At 31.5% G+C, this 17,841-nt stretch carries 22 protein-coding genes; 10 read left to right on the forward strand and 12 right to left on the reverse strand.

Annotated features, from left to right (window positions below):
• Positions 1-9: 9 nt before the first annotated feature.
• Positions 10-996: an AAA family ATPase gene (locus NSED_RS09415; protein ID WP_014966031.1), complete on the reverse strand. Its 987-nt coding sequence runs from the start codon at positions 994-996 to the stop codon at positions 10-12.
• Positions 997-1,196: 200 nt separating this feature from the next.
• On the opposite strand from NSED_RS09415, the gene NSED_RS10650 reads away from it, so the two are divergent.
• Both NSED_RS10650 and NSED_RS10655 read left to right on the forward strand, forming a co-directional pair.
• Entirely contained in the window at positions 1,197-1,349 is a 153-nt protein-coding gene (locus NSED_RS10650; RefSeq protein ID WP_014966032.1) for a hypothetical protein, read from the forward strand.
• A 9-nt stretch (positions 1,350-1,358) separates the two neighbouring features.
• On the forward strand, positions 1,359-1,505 hold the full coding sequence (locus tag NSED_RS10655; RefSeq protein WP_014966033.1) for a hypothetical protein: 147 nt from the start codon (positions 1,359-1,361) through the stop codon (positions 1,503-1,505).
• A gap of 1 nt (position 1,506) precedes the next feature.
• Here NSED_RS10655 and NSED_RS09420 read toward each other — a convergent pair whose 3' ends face one another.
• Both NSED_RS09420 and NSED_RS09425 read right to left on the reverse strand, forming a co-directional pair.
• Positions 1,507-2,001, reverse strand: coding sequence for a dual specificity protein phosphatase 23 (locus tag NSED_RS09420; RefSeq protein ID WP_014966034.1), 495 nt, complete (start codon positions 1,999-2,001; stop codon positions 1,507-1,509).
• Positions 2,002-2,056: 55 nt separating this feature from the next.
• On the reverse strand, positions 2,057-2,698 hold the full coding sequence (locus NSED_RS09425; RefSeq protein WP_016940125.1) for a cyclase family protein: 642 nt from the start codon (positions 2,696-2,698) through the stop codon (positions 2,057-2,059).
• Positions 2,699-2,759: 61 nt separating this feature from the next.
• On the opposite strand from NSED_RS09425, the gene NSED_RS09430 reads away from it, so the two are divergent.
• The gene (locus NSED_RS09430; RefSeq protein ID WP_014966036.1) at positions 2,760-3,032 is read left to right on the forward strand and encodes an Lrp/AsnC ligand binding domain-containing protein; all 273 of its coding nucleotides are present in this window, start codon (positions 2,760-2,762) and stop codon (positions 3,030-3,032) included.
• Here the strand turns inward: NSED_RS09430 and NSED_RS09435 are convergent.
• A complete protein-coding gene (locus NSED_RS09435) occupies positions 3,027-4,178 on the reverse strand; it encodes an aminotransferase class V-fold PLP-dependent enzyme (RefSeq protein WP_014966037.1) in 1,152 nt (383 codons plus the stop codon). The two genes, NSED_RS09430 and NSED_RS09435, sit on opposite strands and share 6 nt — an antisense overlap.
• A 26-nt stretch (positions 4,179-4,204) precedes the next feature.
• Here NSED_RS09435 and NSED_RS09440 point away from each other — a divergent pair, with 26 nt between their 5' ends.
• The gene (locus NSED_RS09440; RefSeq protein ID WP_014966038.1) at positions 4,205-4,822 is read left to right on the forward strand and encodes a hypothetical protein; all 618 of its coding nucleotides are present in this window, start codon (positions 4,205-4,207) and stop codon (positions 4,820-4,822) included.
• A gap of 109 nt (positions 4,823-4,931) precedes the next feature.
• Complete coding sequence (locus NSED_RS09445; RefSeq protein WP_007402606.1) at positions 4,932-5,231, forward strand: ATP-binding protein; 300 nt, start codon at positions 4,932-4,934, stop codon at positions 5,229-5,231.
• Positions 5,232-5,267: 36 nt separating this feature from the next.
• On the opposite strand, the gene NSED_RS09450 is transcribed toward NSED_RS09445, so the two are convergent.
• The 4 genes from NSED_RS09450 to NSED_RS09465 form a co-directional block, all read right to left on the reverse strand.
• Positions 5,268-6,260, reverse strand: a complete 993-nt coding sequence (locus tag NSED_RS09450; RefSeq protein WP_016940126.1) for a cupredoxin domain-containing protein — start codon at positions 6,258-6,260, stop codon at positions 5,268-5,270.
• A 117-nt stretch (positions 6,261-6,377) separates the two neighbouring features.
• The gene (locus tag NSED_RS09455) at positions 6,378-8,126 is read right to left on the reverse strand and encodes a cache domain-containing protein (protein WP_014966040.1); all 1,749 of its coding nucleotides are present in this window, start codon (positions 8,124-8,126) and stop codon (positions 6,378-6,380) included.
• A gap of 61 nt (positions 8,127-8,187) precedes the next feature.
• Entirely contained in the window at positions 8,188-8,553 is a 366-nt protein-coding gene (locus NSED_RS09460) for a DUF6659 family protein (protein ID WP_014966041.1), read from the reverse strand.
• Complete coding sequence (locus NSED_RS09465) at positions 8,550-9,878, reverse strand: ammonium transporter (RefSeq protein WP_014966042.1); 1,329 nt, start codon at positions 9,876-9,878, stop codon at positions 8,550-8,552. Before NSED_RS09465 ends, NSED_RS09460 begins: the two co-directional genes overlap by 4 nt.
• 117 nt (positions 9,879-9,995) lie before the next feature.
• Between NSED_RS09465 and NSED_RS09470 the strand changes: the two genes are divergently transcribed.
• Positions 9,996-10,325 carry a P-II family nitrogen regulator gene (locus NSED_RS09470; protein ID WP_014966043.1) on the forward strand — a complete coding sequence of 110 codons (330 nt, stop codon included), beginning with the start codon at positions 9,996-9,998 and terminating at the stop codon, positions 10,323-10,325.
• A 222-nt stretch (positions 10,326-10,547) separates the two neighbouring features.
• Here NSED_RS09470 and NSED_RS09475 read toward each other — a convergent pair whose 3' ends face one another.
• The 3 genes from NSED_RS09475 to NSED_RS09485 form a co-directional block, all read right to left on the reverse strand.
• Complete coding sequence (locus tag NSED_RS09475) at positions 10,548-11,141, reverse strand: P-II family nitrogen regulator (protein WP_014966044.1); 594 nt, start codon at positions 11,139-11,141, stop codon at positions 10,548-10,550.
• A gap of 73 nt (positions 11,142-11,214) precedes the next feature.
• Entirely contained in the window at positions 11,215-12,366 is a 1,152-nt protein-coding gene (locus NSED_RS09480) for a J domain-containing protein (RefSeq protein WP_014966045.1), read from the reverse strand.
• A gap of 94 nt (positions 12,367-12,460) precedes the next feature.
• Positions 12,461-12,883, reverse strand: a complete 423-nt coding sequence (locus NSED_RS09485) for a universal stress protein (protein WP_014966046.1) — start codon at positions 12,881-12,883, stop codon at positions 12,461-12,463.
• Between the two features lie 123 nt (positions 12,884-13,006).
• On the opposite strand from NSED_RS09485, the gene NSED_RS09490 reads away from it, so the two are divergent.
• Genes NSED_RS09490 through NSED_RS09505 form a run of 4 tightly spaced genes read left to right on the forward strand, consistent with a single transcriptional unit; the run spans position 13,007 to position 17,157 of the window.
• Complete coding sequence (locus NSED_RS09490; RefSeq protein WP_026090056.1) at positions 13,007-13,834, forward strand: CBS domain-containing protein; 828 nt, start codon at positions 13,007-13,009, stop codon at positions 13,832-13,834.
• A 47-nt stretch (positions 13,835-13,881) separates the two neighbouring features.
• Positions 13,882-14,565 carry a VIT1/CCC1 transporter family protein gene (locus NSED_RS09495; protein ID WP_014966048.1) on the forward strand — a complete coding sequence of 228 codons (684 nt, stop codon included), beginning with the start codon at positions 13,882-13,884 and terminating at the stop codon, positions 14,563-14,565.
• Between the two features lie 13 nt (positions 14,566-14,578).
• Positions 14,579-15,868 (forward strand): APC family permease, encoded by a 1,290-nt coding sequence (locus tag NSED_RS09500; RefSeq protein WP_016940129.1) that lies wholly within the window; start codon positions 14,579-14,581, stop codon positions 15,866-15,868.
• Positions 15,869-15,927: 59 nt separating this feature from the next.
• A complete protein-coding gene (locus NSED_RS09505) occupies positions 15,928-17,157 on the forward strand; it encodes a cation:proton antiporter (RefSeq protein ID WP_014966050.1) in 1,230 nt (409 codons plus the stop codon).
• Here NSED_RS09505 and NSED_RS09510 read toward each other — a convergent pair.
• Entirely contained in the window at positions 17,150-17,773 is a 624-nt protein-coding gene (locus NSED_RS09510) for a hypothetical protein (RefSeq protein WP_014966051.1), read from the reverse strand. The genes NSED_RS09505 and NSED_RS09510 overlap by 8 nt on opposite strands.
• Between the last annotated feature and the right edge of the window lie 68 nt (positions 17,774-17,841).

Here is a 17,841-nt window from a genome sequence, read left to right on the forward strand (position 1 = left end):
ATTTTGTAGTTACGGAATTGTGATTTTATCTATAATTTTTTGTATAATGTTATCTGTTGCAATATCTTCAGATTCTGCTTCGTATGTTAAAATTATTCTGTGTCGTAATACATCATAAACTACATCTTGTACGTCTTTTGGAATTACAAATCCTCTCCCTTGTAAAAGTGCATTTGCTTTTGCAGAAATTGTTAACCATATTGATGCTCTTGGAGAAGCACCATATTCAATGAGATGAGACAATTTGAGATCATATTTAGTTGGAAATCTTGTGGCATCTACAATCTGGGTTATATAATTTCGAATTTTTTCATCGGCATAAATTTTGGGTACAAAATCTTGCATTTCTAAAAGTTTTTCACCTGATAGAATTCTTGCAGCTTTATATGAAATACCCTCAGTGAATCTTTGAATGATTTCTGACTCTTGTTCTATAGTGGGATAGGAAATTAGAATTTTAAACATAAAACGATCCACTTGAGCTTCAGGTAACTTGTATGTTCCTTCAGATTCAACTGGATTTTGTGTAGCCATTACAAAAAATGGTTTTTCTAATTGGTATGTTTCTCCCTGTATACTTACTTGGTTCTCCTGCATGGCCTCAAGTAATGCAGATTGAACTTTTGGTGGTGCACGATTAATTTCATCAGCAAGTATGAAATTTGAAAATATAGGACCTTTGATTGTTTTAAATGAAGTTGAGGCATGATCATAGATTTTAGTTCCCAAAATGTCTGCAGGAAGAAGATCAGGCGTAAATTGTAACCTCACAAACTTGGAATTAATGCAATCAGATAATGTTTGAACCAATAATGTCTTTGCTAAACCAGGTACTCCTTCAAGTAAAACATGTCCTTTAGATAACAATGCAACGATTAATTTTTCAATGATTTTGTCTTGGCCTACAATTACCTTTGAGATTTCTTTTTGAAGGCTTTGTAAGGTGACAGAAAAATCTTCGGCTTGATTTGTTAATGCAGTAATTTCCTGACTCATTTTGTGTCACTTCAAGTAGGGGTAATACTTCAATTGAGATTTATAAAAATTACTTAACATTGTATGATTTACTGATTCAAATCAGCAGAAAATTAATTCTATAATCAAATTTTATGAAAAACATGCCTAGAAATTCGGTTATTATAAAAAAATACTCTGGTCAATTAGGGATATAAGGAACTTTTTTTCTGGAAATACTAATGGCAAAATACGATGGTCTGTTAGGACAACCAATACTTGAAGTTGAAGAACCAGATAAAGAAGGGGGAATTACCTTTATCTTCAAAGACAACAGGTTCATGTTCATTAAAGCAGTTAATGGCAAAATTGAGACTGTATCAATTCCAGAATAGGTGATATGAATGGAAAAATTTGATGCAATCAAAATGCTAGAACTTGTCAAAGTGGAAGATCCTGATTCAGATGGAGGATTAACTTTGTTTTTTCAAGAAGATAAAACCTTGAAGATTAAAGTTGTAGATGGAAAATTAGTTTCAGAATTTGTTTAAATTAACTTCTTACATGTTTTTCATAAAATCCTATAGCTAGCTCCTGTACTTCAGATTGAATTGAACCAGGTCTCTCATCACGAATTTTTTTAATTGCGTTGTCTGCAGAAAATTTTTTGTATTTTATAAAATAACATGCAAGTATTGTTCCAGCCCTACCCATTCCAGCTGCACAGTGAACCATTACTGCTTGATTATTAGTGATTTGTTCATGAATGAAATCTACTGCAGAATCAATTCTGTCCATGTCAGGTGCTGTTAAATCAGGAGTTGGTACATGCAGATAATCAATATTTTGTACCCAATCGTCTGGAAGTGCATTTTCAGTCATTGTGACAATTGATTTAACTCCTTGATTTAGAAGCCAATCAAACTCATCATAACTAGTTGGAATACCAGAACCTGCTAATTTTTCTTCAATAAGCCAAGAAAAATTTGTTGGTTTTTTAGTGATTTTCCCGTGAACCTTTCTCCAAATATTCCCAGGTTTGCTCATGATAAATTTAGAATCATTCTACATTTTTAGTATTACGAAACCAGATATACGCAGATTATGATGCGACTGCACGAACTGGTGAGCCTGTAGCATCTTTTAGATTTAGTGGAAGGATTGTGAAGTTAAATTCCTTTGATCGAATTTTGTTCATGTTTGCCAAATTTTCTACAATCAAAATATTATTTTTTGATAAAATTTTATGAACCCTAAATAATTTATCTTTTCCAAGATCTATACTAGGGGAGTCTATACCTACAAGATTGATTTTTTTTGATGTAAGATATTTTGCTGAAGATGAATCTAATCCAGGATTTTCAGTGAAATAATTTTCATTTTTTAGATTTTTTTGCCATTCTGTATAGAAAAAGATTGATGAATTATTTGGAATTTTACCGTTGTTTTTTTCAAACAATATAATATCAGATTTTGTAATAGGGGAATTCCTAGCTTTTTTGAGTTTTATTAGAATACCTTTTCCAATGAGTCTGTCAAGTTGTATTTCGTTGATTTTTTGACCATTTTTGACAAAATGATATGGTGCATCAAGATGCGTTCCTGTATGTGAGCTTAGGAATAAGAGTTCTAGATTATATCCGTCATCATAGATATTTGACCAAGTAATGAATTGTGGTTTCGGTGATCCAGGAAAGGTTGGAATGGACTCAGATATGATAAGTGACAAATCTATTGGTTTCACACCATGAGAAGATATTGGTAATTAATCAGTTTTTGAACAATGAAAAGTTAAATACTGTTTCATGAAAAAACTTCTTGTGCCTACAGCATATGTTCTATTGAATTCGGATTTAGGAACAGACGAATCCATTATCAGTGAAATAAAGCAAATTCTTGCTGAAGAGCAAATCAAGTTTGAAATTCAGGGGGTATATGGAGTCTACGACATCGTCTTAAAGTTGTCCTCTGATAATGCTGAAAAATTACGCGCAGTTATCACCAATAAAATTAGAAGAATCAACAAAGTTCAATCAACATTGACAATGATGGTAATTGAAGAACAAGAAAACCTATAGTTTCTTTATAGCGTCAATTACCTTAAGAATTTGATTTTCAGTATTGAAAAAATGAGGAGACGCTCGTACAATCTTTTTTTCCATTATTTCTCTAACAGCTAAAACAATATTTTGTTTTTCAAGTTTATCTACAATTTCTTGTGAATCAAATCCATTGATATTAAATGAAACAATACTAGTTCTATCACTTTGATTTTCTGGTCCATACAAAATGATATTTGGAATTTTTGATAATTCTTCTCTTAAGAGATTGGATAAATTTTGATTTTTTTCTTGAATATTTTTTATTCCAAATTTTAGTAAATAATTTGCAGATGATTCTAATCCTACAATTCCAACATAATTTCTAAATCCAGTTTGAAATTTGTCTGGTAATTCTTTGTATGCTATTTTTGAATCATCATAAATCATTGCAGATTCGCCACCAATTGTCTTTGGTTCTAATAATTCACTAGATTTTCTATTGCAATAAAATAATCCTGTACCCATAGGACCACAAAGCCATTTAGATCCGTTAAAAGACATGAAATCGCATTGAATCTTTGATACATCAATATCTCCAATACATCCTATACTTTGTGCAGCATCAATAAAGAACGGAACTTTCTCATGAAGAATTTTTCCTATTTCTTCTACTGGCAATATAGAACCTGTATTGTATAGAACATGACTAAGAGCAACTAGTTTTGTATTACTATCAAGAAATGATTCTAAATCATCTAATTTGAAAAAACCATTACTATCAATTGGCAGATTTTTTATAGAAATTTTTTCTTCTAGTTTAATCCAAGGATAAAAATTGGCATGGTGTTCATGTGACATTCCACGAATTATTATGTTAGAGTCATTATCAAAAGACAATCCATTTGCTACAAAATTAATTCCATCAGTTGTACTTTGAGTAAGAATTACCTCATCAGGTTGACAAGAAATAATTTTTGAAATGGTTTTTCTTACATTTCGAAGTTTCTCAGTTACAAAAGGTTCAGAATCTTTTGAGTCTGGACCTATAGAATTGTACGTAAGAAGGAATTCTTTCATAGCCTCAATACTTTGTGTAGGCATGAGTGATACTGATGCATTGTTGAGATAGATTTTTTCAGAAATTGGAAAATCAGATGAAATATCTTTTGATGCTAAATTCATTATTATATCTGTAAAATTCTAAAGTAATGTTGGATAAAAATCCTGAGTTATCTATAGAGGATATGACAAAAATTCAAATTCAATTTGAACAACAAAATCCCAAAATTGTGTTATGTTCAAAGCCTTTCCATAAAATAGAATTTCTTGATAGATTAATCAATTCAGTTGAAGATCCAATAGTTATTGTAGATATGGATTTACTTTATACTGGATATATACAATCTGGAATGATTCAAAAAAGAGAAAACATAGAAATTTTTTGTCCAGATAAAATAGATTGGAAAAAAAGATTAACGGAAATTATTTCCAAAGTATCAAAAGAAAGATTTTTAGTAATTATTGATTCGTTTAATGGAGTTTACAATTTGTTTGATGAATTAGAGTCTACAAGATTCATTAATTCTTGCATAATGTTATTATCAGCTATTGGAAATCAAACTAAATCATCTGTAATTATAACGGGCATGGCAAGAAAGAAAGATAATGATGAATTGGTTCTATCCCCAGGAGGAAAACATATCATCAAATCAGAGAAAATAGGAGTCTACTTTCTTAAAAAAATTCAAAACGACTTGGTAATTGTTACTTTAGAAAATACAGGTACTGATTCAAAAAAAATTATTAGAAAACAGGAAAATATTTGATTTTTATGAACGATCAATTTTAAAACGTCGTTATAAATTATCAAACGCCGTTATACGACCATATTTTTAGGCAAATTATATTAATGCCAAATCAAGAATTAATTTTGTTATGCCAGTAGGAATTATTCCAGACATCAGCGAACAAATGTGTATCGGATGTGCACTATGTGTAGAAATCTGTACCACACTTGGACCAGATGTCCTTAGAGTAAAACCAGTTGAAGGCTGGAAGAGAGGTAAAGCATTTGTCTTTTACCCAGAAAGATGTATTTCTGATGGTGCATGCATCGGTGTATGCCCAACAAAAGCAATCTTCTGGATGAGACCAATGGACTTTACTGTTGGACAACCAGTTCCACTCTACAAGAACTCAGTCTTCGTCAAAGGTTGGACTGAATTAATCGATTAGATTAATTCAATCAATTTTTAATTTCTTTTTATTATTTTAAATTTTAACAGCACCAGGATTTTCGTCTGAGATTTTTGGTTTCTGCTTTAGCCAAAACAGTGCAATTAGAAACATTATGCCAGGAATTAGGATTATGAATAGCATTAATTCGTAATAAGTTGTTAGTCTTTGAGCTGGCTTTGTGTGATAAGTCTCATGAGATGTCTTTTCTGGATTATCATAAACTGCACTAGTAAAATCAACAGAGCGTTGTTCTTTAGTTTGTACATCACCAAAGACAGTAACACTTTCCTCAGCAAAAATTGAAGGTGATTGAATTCCTTCTATTCTTATTATAATTGATCCAGAATCACTGAAAACAAAATTTCTATAATCTCCACCAATTTGGCTTAGACCTTCATCTCGGAAAATTTCATTTCCATTTTGATATATGACAAAATCATATTTCATTTCAGCAAGATTGGAATTTGTTTGTGGATCATAAAATTGATAAACAAATTGAATTTTTTCATGAGTTTTAATCACTGGTGGATCCCAAGATAGATTTACTTCTATTCTTCTATCTGGTGTATATTGTAATAATGGAAATTCTAATTTTTTGCCAGTTGCGTCATGTGGATAATCAGGAATAAGTTTTTCAACAATTAGAACTCCCTCCATCCATGGATGAATTGTACAATAATAAGAAAACGTTCCAGATTCTTCAAATTTGTATGACCATGAGTCTCCTGGCATGAATCTACCACTATCAAAAATCCCATTTGCTTTTCCAAAATTATCACTCATCCAACCAAATCTTCCAGAGCCTTCTCCACTGGTAACTGTGTGTCCTTCTTTATCGTCATTGTACCAAGTTACAGTATCTCCGACAGTCACAAATAATTGAGGAGGATCATACCATACTTCTGCTGGAGTATTTAGTTCAGGATTGTATGCCCCTAATGGTATATCAATAATGTATTCTTCAGCAAAAGCAAAAGATGATGAAGATAAGAGTATGAAAAATGTAAGTAATAGCAAAAATTTCATATTCTAATGACGATATTATGTTAATTAAATACTTGATGTTATTCTCACTACAAATAATCATCATTTCAAAGAATCTAATTTAGATATAGTTTTAGGAGTTTTTGATAATGTTTTGAGTTATTTTTTTCTTTTAACTTCAAAAATGCTATAACCATATTTTTGTTTAATTTCAATTGAACAAAATTGCAAAAATTCGTATTCTTCAAAGTCTTTTAAATTATCATACATATTATTGCCAACTACTATGCTGTTTTTTGGGCAAAATGAATTAATCTTAAAACATCGATTAACTGTAGGGCCAAAAATATCTGAAATTTTGGAAGTTGTGCTTTCAGCTACCTTGACAGAACCATATGTTATACTAATTTTGTAATCTAATGCATCTATATTTTCTGCATTAAGCTCTTTTTTTAATTCATCATGAGATTCAATCATAAATAAACAACATTCTAAAACATTTTTCATTGCTACAGAATCCTTAGAATCAATATTTGCAAATCTGAACATCAATGCATCTCCAATATTTTTTACAACTTCTCCATTATATTTGAGAACAATTTTAGCCATAAAATTTAAGAAAATTTCATACATTTTACTAGCATCATTATCTGAGAGCTTAGATGATATTCTAGTAGAATCACTTATGTCAATTACTCCCACGCAATCATTTTCTTCACGTTGAGAAAACTTTAGCAGCATGCCTCCCTCAAGTTGTTTGATAACTTCTTCTTTCTCTTTGATTTCAATTAATGATTCTTCTAATTTTTGTGCCATTGAATCAAATGCATGAGATAGTTCGCCAATTTCATCTCCTGTCTTAATGTTTGTTCTTACATCAAATTTACCATTTGCAATTTTATTTGCAGCATTTTTGAGTGCTTTTAATGGATGTGACAATGATTCTGCTGCAAAGTATGCAAGCAATCCCATCAACATTGTAATGAGCAGGCTTGTTAGGATAATTCTAGTTTGTAAAATTTTTATTGGTTCAACAAGTTCTTTTTCATCCATTTCTGTAAGTAAAACAATTCCAAATTCTGGCATACAATAAGATGATCCATATATTGGAATTTCTCTATAGTCTGTATAAAACCCAAAATGATTTTCTTTTTCATTGAAACATTTCTGAACACCAATAGTATCTACTCGTTGATTAAAAACTGCATTTTCAAAAAATCTAGATTCAGACAACATCAAATAATCATCATTGACAATGTAGACCTCACCAGTTTCACCTAATCCACTTCTGTTTAGTAAAATATTATCAATTGATGCAGTCCTCATTTTTGAAATTATCACACCGATTGGCTTATCTCCTTTTTTTCTATCATCTGCAAATATTGGAGAAACAACAACTAATTTTTTACCTGAATTTGTTGGTTCAAAGTCAATAAAGGATTCTTTTAAACCTCTTTGAAACAATTCATTTTGAAGAAAATCTTCATCTGTATTACGGCTAAGAGAAAAGAAAACTTTTCCGTTATTGCCAATTATCTTTGTATCTTCAAATCCTATTGAAAATCCAATTAATTCTTGAAATGCTTGAACTTGAATTAAAAAGTCTCTACGATTATTGTCTTGGAATTCTTTTAATTGATTATCTGGAATTTGGTTCATCTCTAAAACTAGTGATCGAATCATAGGATCATTTGTAAGAATATTGTTTTGTTCAATTCTTGATTCAAAAGATAATCTCAAAGATTCTCCTCTAATAGAAGATTCTCCGATTAACAATTCTCCGCCTCTTTCTTCTAGAGTTTCAGATGCATAATCAATGCTCATGTAAGAAGTAATTCCTAATGCAATAATTGTAACTAGCATTACAAGTAAAACGAGTTTTTTTCCAAGATTAAATTTGATTGACATTTTTATTCTGTTTTATTTTATATGAATATCAACTCTTCTTATGATAATGTGCCTGTAGTGATTATTTCTGAGAATTAAGAGATGAATGAACAAAATCAATAATTTTCAAATAATCTGCTCGTGGTTCTGTACTTATCATAAACAAATCGCTGGAATTTATTGGAATACTAATCATGGTAACTTTTTCGTATTCTGTAATTGATGATAATTCTGAACCAATTTTGTATGCCAAATTTGTATATAGATCCCTTTTTTGTAATGCATAGTGAATTGACATTTTGACATTCTCACCATCTAAAATTTTTTCAACACTGTCTTTTTGTCCACCAGCGATCAGCTCACCTTTACTATTTGCAACGCCTGCAAATCTGACCTGTGGATCTAAATCTAGAACTTGTTTTGATAATTTATCATAATTGATTGTCATTTTTTAGCACTGCTGGATTTCTTTCTAAAGAGTATTTCATCCTTTTCCTGTAGATCTTCTGTGTATTCATCCATGCCCAGCAGGAATTCTTCTTCGTCAGAATATGCAGATTCAGCATGTTCGCTAATATCCAAACCGACATCTTCTACTTCAGGAGAAACTCTAATTCCAACAAGATGCTTGATTATTTGTAAAATTATCCAAGTTCCACCAAAACCCATTGCAGCTGCAACAGCTACACCTACTGCTTGAATCCAGAGCTGATCAGGATTTCCAAATAGCAAGCCATCAACACCACCAGGATTAATTGCAGTACTTGCAAAAATTCCGATAGCTAGTGCACCAACAATACCTGCAACTCCGTGAACGGAGCTTACATCAAGTGCATCGTCAATCCTTAGTTTTTCTTTGAATAGTACTACACCGGAGTATGAGATTACACCTATTGCAATACCAATTACAAAAGCATGTTCAGCACTAACAAATCCAGATGCTGGAGTGATACCTGCCAAACCTGCAATTGCACCGTTAATTGTTGCAACAACAGATGGTTTTCCAGTTCTTATCCAAGAAAGACCAGCCCAAATTAAAGCAGAAACAGATGAAGCCATGTGAGTTACAATTACAGTATTACCTGCAACACCACCTGATGCAGAAAGCGCACTTCCTGCGTTAAAACCAAACCACCCTAACCACAATAATGAAGAACCTAGAACAGCAAGTGGAATACTGTGAGGAATCATGATAGCAGGACCATAGTTTCTTCTTCTACCAAGTACTAGTGCAGCAGCAAGAGCTGCCATACCGACACTTGTGTGAATTACAATACCACCTGCAAAGTCAACAACACCTAGTTGTGCTAACCAACCTCCACCCCATACCCAGTGAACAAGAGGGTAATAGATTAGCATAGACCATGCTGCGATGAATATGATAAATGAACTAAATTTCATTCTTTCAGCAATTGTTCCTGTAAGTAAAAGAGGAGTAATTGCTGCAAACATCAATTGGAATTTAACAAACAATACACCAGGAATTGTTGGAGCATATTGTTCCAATGGGGCATCAGATGGAACTCCTTTAAGAAATACCCAGTCCAAGTTTCCAACTAAACCTTGTGTTGATGGACCAAATGAAAGACTAAATCCAAAAATAAACCACATAACACTCAACAGTGCTAAACCAAAGAAGATCTGCATGAAAATTGATGCTGCATTCTTTTTTCTAAGAAGCCCAGATTCAAAGAGACCTAGTGCAGGGATCATTAACAGTACAAGACTACCTGCGACAAGCATCCATGCTGTATCTCCAGAATCAAGTACCATTAAAAAAATTGGTTAATTTTGAACTAATAACAATGTCGAAATTTGATATACAAATGATAATCATTTGGTCAACAAAACCAGAAATTATATTTGTGTAATCGAAATTATAATTATCAAATGCTCAAAATCGAAGTAATATTAGGTGAAAATGATGTCATGGCTATCAGCGAGGGATTAAAAGCAGTTGGCATTGGTGGTCTTACAGTTTCTAAAGTAAGAGGAAGAGGAAAGAAACCAGGTCCAGAAATACATGCATCAAAAGGTAGTGAGATTTTTGTTCCACAATTTAACGATAAATATCGTTTAGAAGTTATAATTTCAGATACAAAAGAAGATGAAGTGGTAAGCATTATCAAAGAAAATGCAAGAGTTGGCAAAATTTTCATATCACAAATTTTGCGTGCAATAGATATTTCAACTGATGCTGAAGGGGAAAAAACAATTTAAGAAAAATTATGAATTTACGTAAAAGTAAGTTGTTTCATAGAGAAAAAATGCAACCACTTAAGGGTAAAGATTATCTCAAAGTAGTTGCAATGATTGGAGTTATAGTAGTTCCATTGATTGTCGGTTTAGCTCTATGAAAATATCCAAAATTTTTCTTGCAAAATTAGTTCTTGCTGCAATAGGTATGACATTAGTGGGATTAGCCTTGTTTAACGGGTATTATTAAAAATCATCAAAATTATTTTCATATATTATTGTAGGATTCTTTAATTGTTTTTCTAAAGTTGGAAGAGATTTCATTATACAATAATTAACAAAATCACTGAATGATTTTATTCGATAATCATCACGAAGAGTTTCTTTATTTTTTTCATATGTAGCTTGTAGTTTATGTAAAGTAAATTTCTGTAAAGGAACAAATCTACTTCGTTTCGGTAATGGTTTTGATTCTAATTCTGTGTCAGGTTTTATTTCAGTAATGATTTCAAGATCTTTTCTTCCATCAAGTGTTTCCATATCTACAACTTCCTCCATTTCTGAAACGAAAATTTTCCCACCATGATTTGATGACAGACCAGAATTTTTTGAAATCATTTCAACTACTTTTCTAGCATCCTTGTCAGAAACTACCATTTCGAGTTTTGCAAGTGGTACAGATTTTAGTCCGGTAGAGCCAGCACGTGAACCCTGGGATTCATCGTAAATGTTACTATCATCTAAATTTCGTTTATCAATAATGTAGGTTCCAATTGTATTCAAAGTTGTTTTAATTGTAGGGAAATGTTTTCTCTTAATTATAGCCTCAATTTTTTTCACATATAATTTGCAAAATTAGGCCTATTTATGAGAAATGGTCATTGTCAAGCATAAAAAAACAGTTTAAAACCAATTATTTTCTAGAAAATCCAAATTTTGATGCCCAACCCTGTTTTTGTTTTTTAGCAGGTTTCATTGAGAGATTATCTAGCATATCATATGTGATGGTAAATCCATGACCTACCATGGTAGCGTCTTTATTGTAATTCTCCTTGTTAGGTACAAATTCATCTGCCAAATCTTTGATTTTTTTAGTTTTTAGATCAAACAATCTAATTTTTTTACCATTTTCAAGTTTAATTATTGCATCACCACTTAAACCCTGAATAGAAAAATTCTCGAAAAATCTAATTGTTCCACCTTTTTTTAGTTCTATTACAGAATCATACGTCAATTTTCCTCCATAAAATAAAATCTCTCTTGCAGAGATGATAACATCGTCTTCTACATTCAAAACAATAACTGAATCTGCTTCAAGTGATACAGTATTAACAAGATTTTCTGCAATAATTTTTCCTTTAGGAGCTATAATACGAGTTCTATGTTCTTGAATTTGGAAAACTCCTACACGTACAGGATCTTCAACCCGAAATTTTCTACCATAAACATTTCCAACTATGGCATCACCATTTTCAACGGTGATTTTTGCGCCATTTTCAATTTTGTATTTATTTTCTAATGGATTAATGAATTTAAAATCTCCATTAGTTACCCGAATGTTTGTTTGATATTCTTGTGTCCATGATGGACTGGTAATACTTCCTTGCATTATAATTGGACCATCATAAGTAAAGCTACCAGCCATAAAATTTCCTTTTATTGATAGTGTACCAGTTGCTTTTCTTTCTAATTCAATTTCTCCAAGAGTCTTTGATCCAAATAATCTAGATCCAGTATTGTTTGATCTGTTCAAAGACGATGCCCATTCTTCAGCAGTTTTCATTTCTTTGAATAATTCTTGGCCTAAAATCTGATTTTTTCTTCTAATATCGGCCTCAGAATCTTCAGAATATACCTTGGAATTTTTTAATTTTTCAAAATCAGTTTCTGGGTATTTTTTTCCAATTTTTAGATCTTCATATGCTTGTTTAATTTTGATAAATTGTTCGTTTTCACCACCACGATCTGAGTGAAATTGAAGAGCTAATCTTCTAAATGCATCTCGAATTTCTTTCTCTGTTGAACCTTCGACAATTCCTAGAATATCATAATTGTTTTCAACCATTATCTACACCAAAATTTTTTCAAATTCCTATACTTGTAGGTTATTACACATAGAATATCAAGTATATGGAAAAATAAAAAAAGTTCAGATTGAACTATTTCACTACTAAAACTGGAATCTTGGTTTTGTGCATTACATAATTAGATGTACTTCCAAGAAATGCTTCTTTTGCACCGCCTAATCCTCTTGCACCAATTACAATCATGTCAAATTTTCCATTTTTGGCAAACTTGACAATTTCTGCACCAGTATTCCCTCCACTAGTTTTGTATTTGAAAGTGGCACCAGCTTTTTGAGCTTTATTCATAGCAGGACCAATAGCTTTGACAGCTTTTTTTTGTGCTTCTTCTTTCATTTTTGCTGTGTATTTGATTCCAGCTGCTAATGGTAAATGAAATACGTAAAATCCAGTAATTTCAGCATCACTACCTTTTGCAATTTCAATTGCTCTATCTAAACCACGAGTAGCATTTGCAGAACCATCAAGTGGAACGAGAATTTTTTTGAATTTAGCCATATACAAAACCATAACTATTCTAATATAAAATGACCATTAATTTCCAAAGTTGAAAACAAAATTGCAATCAAAGTTGGAAATTATATCTTCAATTTTTATATAAAAAATCTGTATGCTTAACAATTGTCTATTAGTAATATTTCAAAAAAACCTATTTCCATTATGAAAAAGGCAACAATTTCAGATGCTATTAGAATGCTATTAAACACAAAAATTAGTAGATTAGTTGTTAGAGAAAATGAAAAACATGTTGGAATAATCACCGAGAAAGATATTGGATTATTTTTATTTTCAGAGACTACAAGACAAGGATTAGATAAAATTCCTATTACAAAAATAATGAAGCCAATTGAATTTGTAAATCAAGAGATTACTCCTGAAAATGCAGCAAAAATAATGATTGAGAAAGGCATTAGTTCATTAGCTATTGGGGAAAAGGATCAAGTAAAAACAATTTTTACAAAAAGTGATCTTGTCAATTATTATGCTGAAAACATTACTGATGAAAAGAAAGTTATTGATTTTATGACTCACAACTATGAATTCACTCATACTGCTGCACCATTATACAAGGTTGTACGAAAGATGTTAGAAAAGAAAATTTCCAGATTAATTGTAAAGAATCAAAATGAGGAACCGGTTGGGATAATTTCATTTAGAGATTTATTTAGAATTGCAATAGAGTTAGGAAGTGAAGAAGATATTTCTGAGTATGGAATATCAGATCAAATTAGAAATGGATTTATCTCAAAAGAAGGATTTGGAAACATTTCATTAGCCAGAGAAGTGATGACTGAGGGATTAATCACTATCAAGTTCAATCAAAGTTTGTCAGATGCGTGTAAACTAATTTTAGAGAATAATGTTAGTGGCTTGGTGGTATTAGATGGGAATGGATCAATTACAGGAATAATTAGTAAGACAGATATCACAAAGGCAATTGCAAAGTAATAATTCTGAAAATACATTAAAACAATGAGCAAGAAATAATTGTAATCATGAAATGGCATTTTGATGATTTTATTTATGGTTCTATAGATGGTGCAGTAACTACTTTTGCCATAGTTGCAGGAGTTATGGGTGCATCATTACCTTCAACAATAATCTTGATTTTGGGATTTGCAAATTTGTTTGCAGATGGATTTTCAATGGCTGCTGCAAATTATCAAGCATCAAAGGCCAGAAACGAGTTTATAGAAATGAAGAGAAGGCAAGAGGAATGGGAAATTGATAACTTGGAGGAACAAGAAAGGGAAGAAATCAGAGAAATTTATCGAGAAAAAGGATTCAAAGACGAACTACTAGAAGATGTTGTGCGAATAATCACATCAAAAAGAAAAGTATGGATTGATACCATGATGAAAGAAGAATTAGGGTTAATTGAAGATGAAAAAAATCCCTTAGATAGTTCTGTAAGTACATTTGTTGGTTTCAATCTTGTTGGACTAATTCCATTAATTCCGTTTATGGTTTTCATGATAATAGGTATAGAATTGAATTCTGAAGCATTCGGATATTCTATTGTATCTGTAGCTGCAGCATTTTTTCTTGTTGGAATGATAAAAGGAAAAATTGTAAAAAAATCAATATTACATTCAGGAATTAATACATTAATCATTGGTGGAGTTGCTGCTATTGTTGCATATTTTGTAGGATATGGATTAAATTTTCTAGTTTCTTAGGATATTGTGATACATGTCTGAGTTAAAGCGTCAAATGGGCCTTTTCCAGCTTACAATGTATGGAACTGGATTAATTCTTGGTGCTGGAATTTATGTATTAATTGGTGAAGCTGCAGGCTTTGCAGGGGATTCCGTATGGATTGCATTTGTATTAGGATCAATCGTTGCATTATTTGCAGGATTTAGTTATGCAGAATTATCATCAGTATTTCCTAAAGCAGCTGCAGAATATGTTTTCATAAAAAATGCTTTTAAAAATAATTTTTTCGCTTTTCTCATAGGTTGGCTTACAGCAATTACATCTATTATTACAGCTGCAACAGTTGCATTAGGGTTTGGAGGATACTTTGCAGAATTTGTAAACATTCCAATAATTATTTCAGCTATTGGTTTGTTAGTTATTCTATCAATAGTAAATTTTGTTGGAATTAGAGAATCAGCGTGGACCAATACTGTATTTACAATTATTGAAGCATCTGGATTAATACTGATTATTATTATCGGTTTTACATTTGCCAGTCCTGAACCTGTAGATTATACTGAAAGTCCAACGGGTTTCACTGGAATTGTAATTGCATTTGTATTGATATTTTTTGCATTCATAGGATTTGAAGATATGGCAAATATTGCAGAGGAAGTAAAAAAACCTAAAAAAACACTTCCTAGAGCAATAATACTATCAGTTATAATTTCAGGTGTTTTGTATGTTCTAGTTTCTTTGGCTGTAGTTCGAGTTGTAAATTGGGAAGAGCTTGCCAACTCAGCTGCACCAATGGCATTAGTAGCAGAAAGAGGTTTAGGATCAGAGGCACATATCTTACTTTCATCCATCGCTCTTTTTGCCATTACTAACACAGTTTTGATCACACTTGTAGCAGGTTCAAGAATTTTTTATGGCATGGCAAAAGAAAAAGTATTTCCTAAAGTTCTAGAAAAAATTCATTTTAAAACAAAAACTCCTTGGGTTGCAGTAATTGTAATTTTGATAACATCAATTGCTTTTACATTGATTGGGGATATTGTAATTGTTGCAAACATAACAGTTTTTGCAATTGTAATTACATTTGCTGCTGTGAATCTGGCAGTTATTGTTTTACGTTATACAGAACCTGACATTGAACGAAAATTTAGGGTTCCTGTTAATATTGGAAAATTTCCAATTCTTCCATTATTTGGATTAGGAATTTCAGTGTATATGGCATTCCAATTTGAAATCGAGGTTGTGCTTGTGGGTATTACAATTATAGGAATTGGAGCTGTTTTCTATAAAATTTCTAAAAAATCTAGGCTCAAATCTCAATGATATTTTCAAATTTGATTTTAAAAATTAGTTTTAATAAATCGAATTAGGTTTAATTGTAAATGGTTACCGAAATTGATGCTATTCCAACATTGGTTGGAATTTTAGTTTTGGTGATTCCATCAATGCTATTAGGTAGAATTTGTAAGCATTTTGGAATTTCTGAGATAGTTGGTTTTGTAATTGGAGGAATAGCTTTAGGTCCGTTTGCATTAGGAGGAATGATACCATTCTTTGATAGATCATTAGTGGAGTTAAGTGATCTAATGTTGTCATTTTGGCAAATTTCTGGAATCATAATTTTATTTTCAGCAGGATTACATTTCACTTTTTCTAGTTTAAAGCATGTAGGAATTCAGGCTGTAATTATTGGTACAGCAGGAGTAATTGTTCCACTAGGACTTGGGTATGGAATTTCTATTTTATTTGGAATCGATTGGATGGTTGCAATGATAATTGGTGCAACACTAAGTGCAACAAGTATTACTGCAGCTGTAACTATTTTGGGAGAATTGGGAAAAGAAAAAACAAAAGAAGGAAATATTTTGGTTAATGCTGCAGTACTCGATGATGTAATAGGATTAGCTATTTTATCTTCTATAATTTCTCTAATAATTGCACACTCAATTCCAGTTATTGAAACAGTATTGTTTGAAATATCAAAATCATTAATTCTTTGGATAATTCTATTACTAGGTGCTGTATTTTTACTTCCAAAAATTGTTCATGCAGTTGCAGTAACAAGACCAACATCTCTTGAATCTCGTGGAACAAAACAAGCAACTGCATTAGGTTCAGCATTTGGCATGGCAGCTATTGCTTCGATTATTGGTCTTAATCCTATAGTGGGAGCATTTGCAGCAGGAATGGGGCTTGCAGGTTCAAAATTGGCAAGACAGGTAAAAGAATTTGTTGGAGAATTACAGATTATTTTCGCACCATTTTTCTTTGCTATATTAGGTGCAAATGTAGATATCTTAAATATTTTAGATATAGATTTGGTCTTATTTGTTGTAATTTTGATAATTGCAGTTTTTAGTAAAATTTTAGGTTCGGGAATTCCAGCAATCATTTTACTTAAAAATAAAAATAAAGGTCTTAGAATTGGTTGTGGAATGATTGTTAGGGGAGAAATTGCATTCATTACTGCGGGGATTGGATTGTCTTATGGAATCATATCTGATAATATTTTCTCTACCTTAATTTTTGTGATTTTAGGTACAATATTCATTGGTCCTATACTGCTAAGATATTCATTTAAAAAAAATGGTGAAATACAAAATTCTAATTAGTTTTCTTAGATTTTGCAAGTGCTATAATTGCAATTATAATTCCAATTATCCCAGTACCGATACCTACATATCCAAAATTATTTGATTGTGTTTCTTCTAAAATTACTACTGAATCTTTTAGTTCACTTACATCTTCAATTAAAGCAGTATGTCCATCAATCATTTGTTGTACTGTAATATCAGATGGTTCAGGAAATTCAATGTAGGAACGTTCATCAACTTTTGGAGGATGCATGGACAAACTAATTGGAGTGTCAATGATTGTTCCCAAAATATTTGCTTGATAAAATCCAGAAACGGTAGGGTTTACAAATGCATAATATTTTCCTGGAATACCATGGTCAGGTGATAAAGGGAGTGTAATACTTTCGTCTTTGTATATTAATTTCATTTTTATCGTTTTGTTTAAACCAGGAATTCCATTTTGAAATTCTTGGGATTCTGCACATTTGATTGCTTGAGGAATATCTGGACACGGGATTAATGGGCTAACATAGAATTCGATTCCATTAGTTTCTCCTGACACAACAGGCTCATTCATCCAACCAATTTCTACTCTGTATTCACCTACAGAATCAATTGTATGCCCATAAGCAATCCCAGCTAAACCAGGCATAGTTAATAAAAACAATATCAATAATTTTAATTTCATACTAAAAAAAACAAATCTAATTTTAAAAATGT

The sequence above is a fragment of the Candidatus Nitrosopumilus sediminis genome (genome assembly GCF_000299395.1).
GTDB lineage: Archaea > Thermoproteota > Nitrososphaeria > Nitrososphaerales > Nitrosopumilaceae > Nitrosopumilus > Nitrosopumilus sediminis.

Coding starts and splice junctions, on each gene's coding strand:
- NSED_RS09415 (WP_014966031.1), bottom strand. CDS start 996: ATGAGTCAGGAAATTACTGCATTAACAAATCAAGCCGAAGATTTTTCT.
- NSED_RS09460 (WP_014966041.1), bottom strand. CDS start 8,553: ATGACAATCAATTATGATAAATTATCAAAACAAGTTCTAGATTTAGAT.
- NSED_RS09470 (WP_014966043.1), top strand. CDS start 9,996: ATGCTCAAAATCGAAGTAATATTAGGTGAAAATGATGTCATGGCTATC.
- NSED_RS09440 (WP_014966038.1), top strand. CDS start 4,205: ATGTTGGATAAAAATCCTGAGTTATCTATAGAGGATATGACAAAAATT.
- NSED_RS09430 (WP_014966036.1), top strand. CDS start 2,760: ATGAAAAAACTTCTTGTGCCTACAGCATATGTTCTATTGAATTCGGAT.
- NSED_RS09465 (WP_014966042.1), bottom strand. CDS start 9,878: ATGGTACTTGATTCTGGAGATACAGCATGGATGCTTGTCGCAGGTAGT.
- NSED_RS10655 (WP_014966033.1), top strand. CDS start 1,359: ATGGAAAAATTTGATGCAATCAAAATGCTAGAACTTGTCAAAGTGGAA.
- NSED_RS09450 (WP_016940126.1), bottom strand. CDS start 6,260: ATGAAATTTTTGCTATTACTTACATTTTTCATACTCTTATCTTCATCA.
- NSED_RS09500 (WP_016940129.1), top strand. CDS start 14,579: ATGTCTGAGTTAAAGCGTCAAATGGGCCTTTTCCAGCTTACAATGTAT.
- NSED_RS09510 (WP_014966051.1), bottom strand. CDS start 17,773: ATGCCTGGTTTAGCTGGGATTGCTTATGGGCATACAATTGATTCTGTA.
- NSED_RS09485 (WP_014966046.1), bottom strand. CDS start 12,883: ATGGCTAAATTCAAAAAAATTCTCGTTCCACTTGATGGTTCTGCAAAT.
- NSED_RS10650 (WP_014966032.1), top strand. CDS start 1,197: ATGGCAAAATACGATGGTCTGTTAGGACAACCAATACTTGAAGTTGAA.
- NSED_RS09420 (WP_014966034.1), bottom strand. CDS start 2,001: ATGAGCAAACCTGGGAATATTTGGAGAAAGGTTCACGGGAAAATCACT.
- NSED_RS09505 (WP_014966050.1), top strand. CDS start 15,928: ATGGTTACCGAAATTGATGCTATTCCAACATTGGTTGGAATTTTAGTT.
- NSED_RS09480 (WP_014966045.1), bottom strand. CDS start 12,366: ATGGTTGAAAACAATTATGATATTCTAGGAATTGTCGAAGGTTCAACA.
- NSED_RS09455 (WP_014966040.1), bottom strand. CDS start 8,126: ATGTCAATCAAATTTAATCTTGGAAAAAAACTCGTTTTACTTGTAATG.
- NSED_RS09435 (WP_014966037.1), bottom strand. CDS start 4,178: ATGAATTTAGCATCAAAAGATATTTCATCTGATTTTCCAATTTCTGAA.
- NSED_RS09445 (WP_007402606.1), top strand. CDS start 4,932: ATGCCAGTAGGAATTATTCCAGACATCAGCGAACAAATGTGTATCGGA.
- NSED_RS09495 (WP_014966048.1), top strand. CDS start 13,882: ATGAAATGGCATTTTGATGATTTTATTTATGGTTCTATAGATGGTGCA.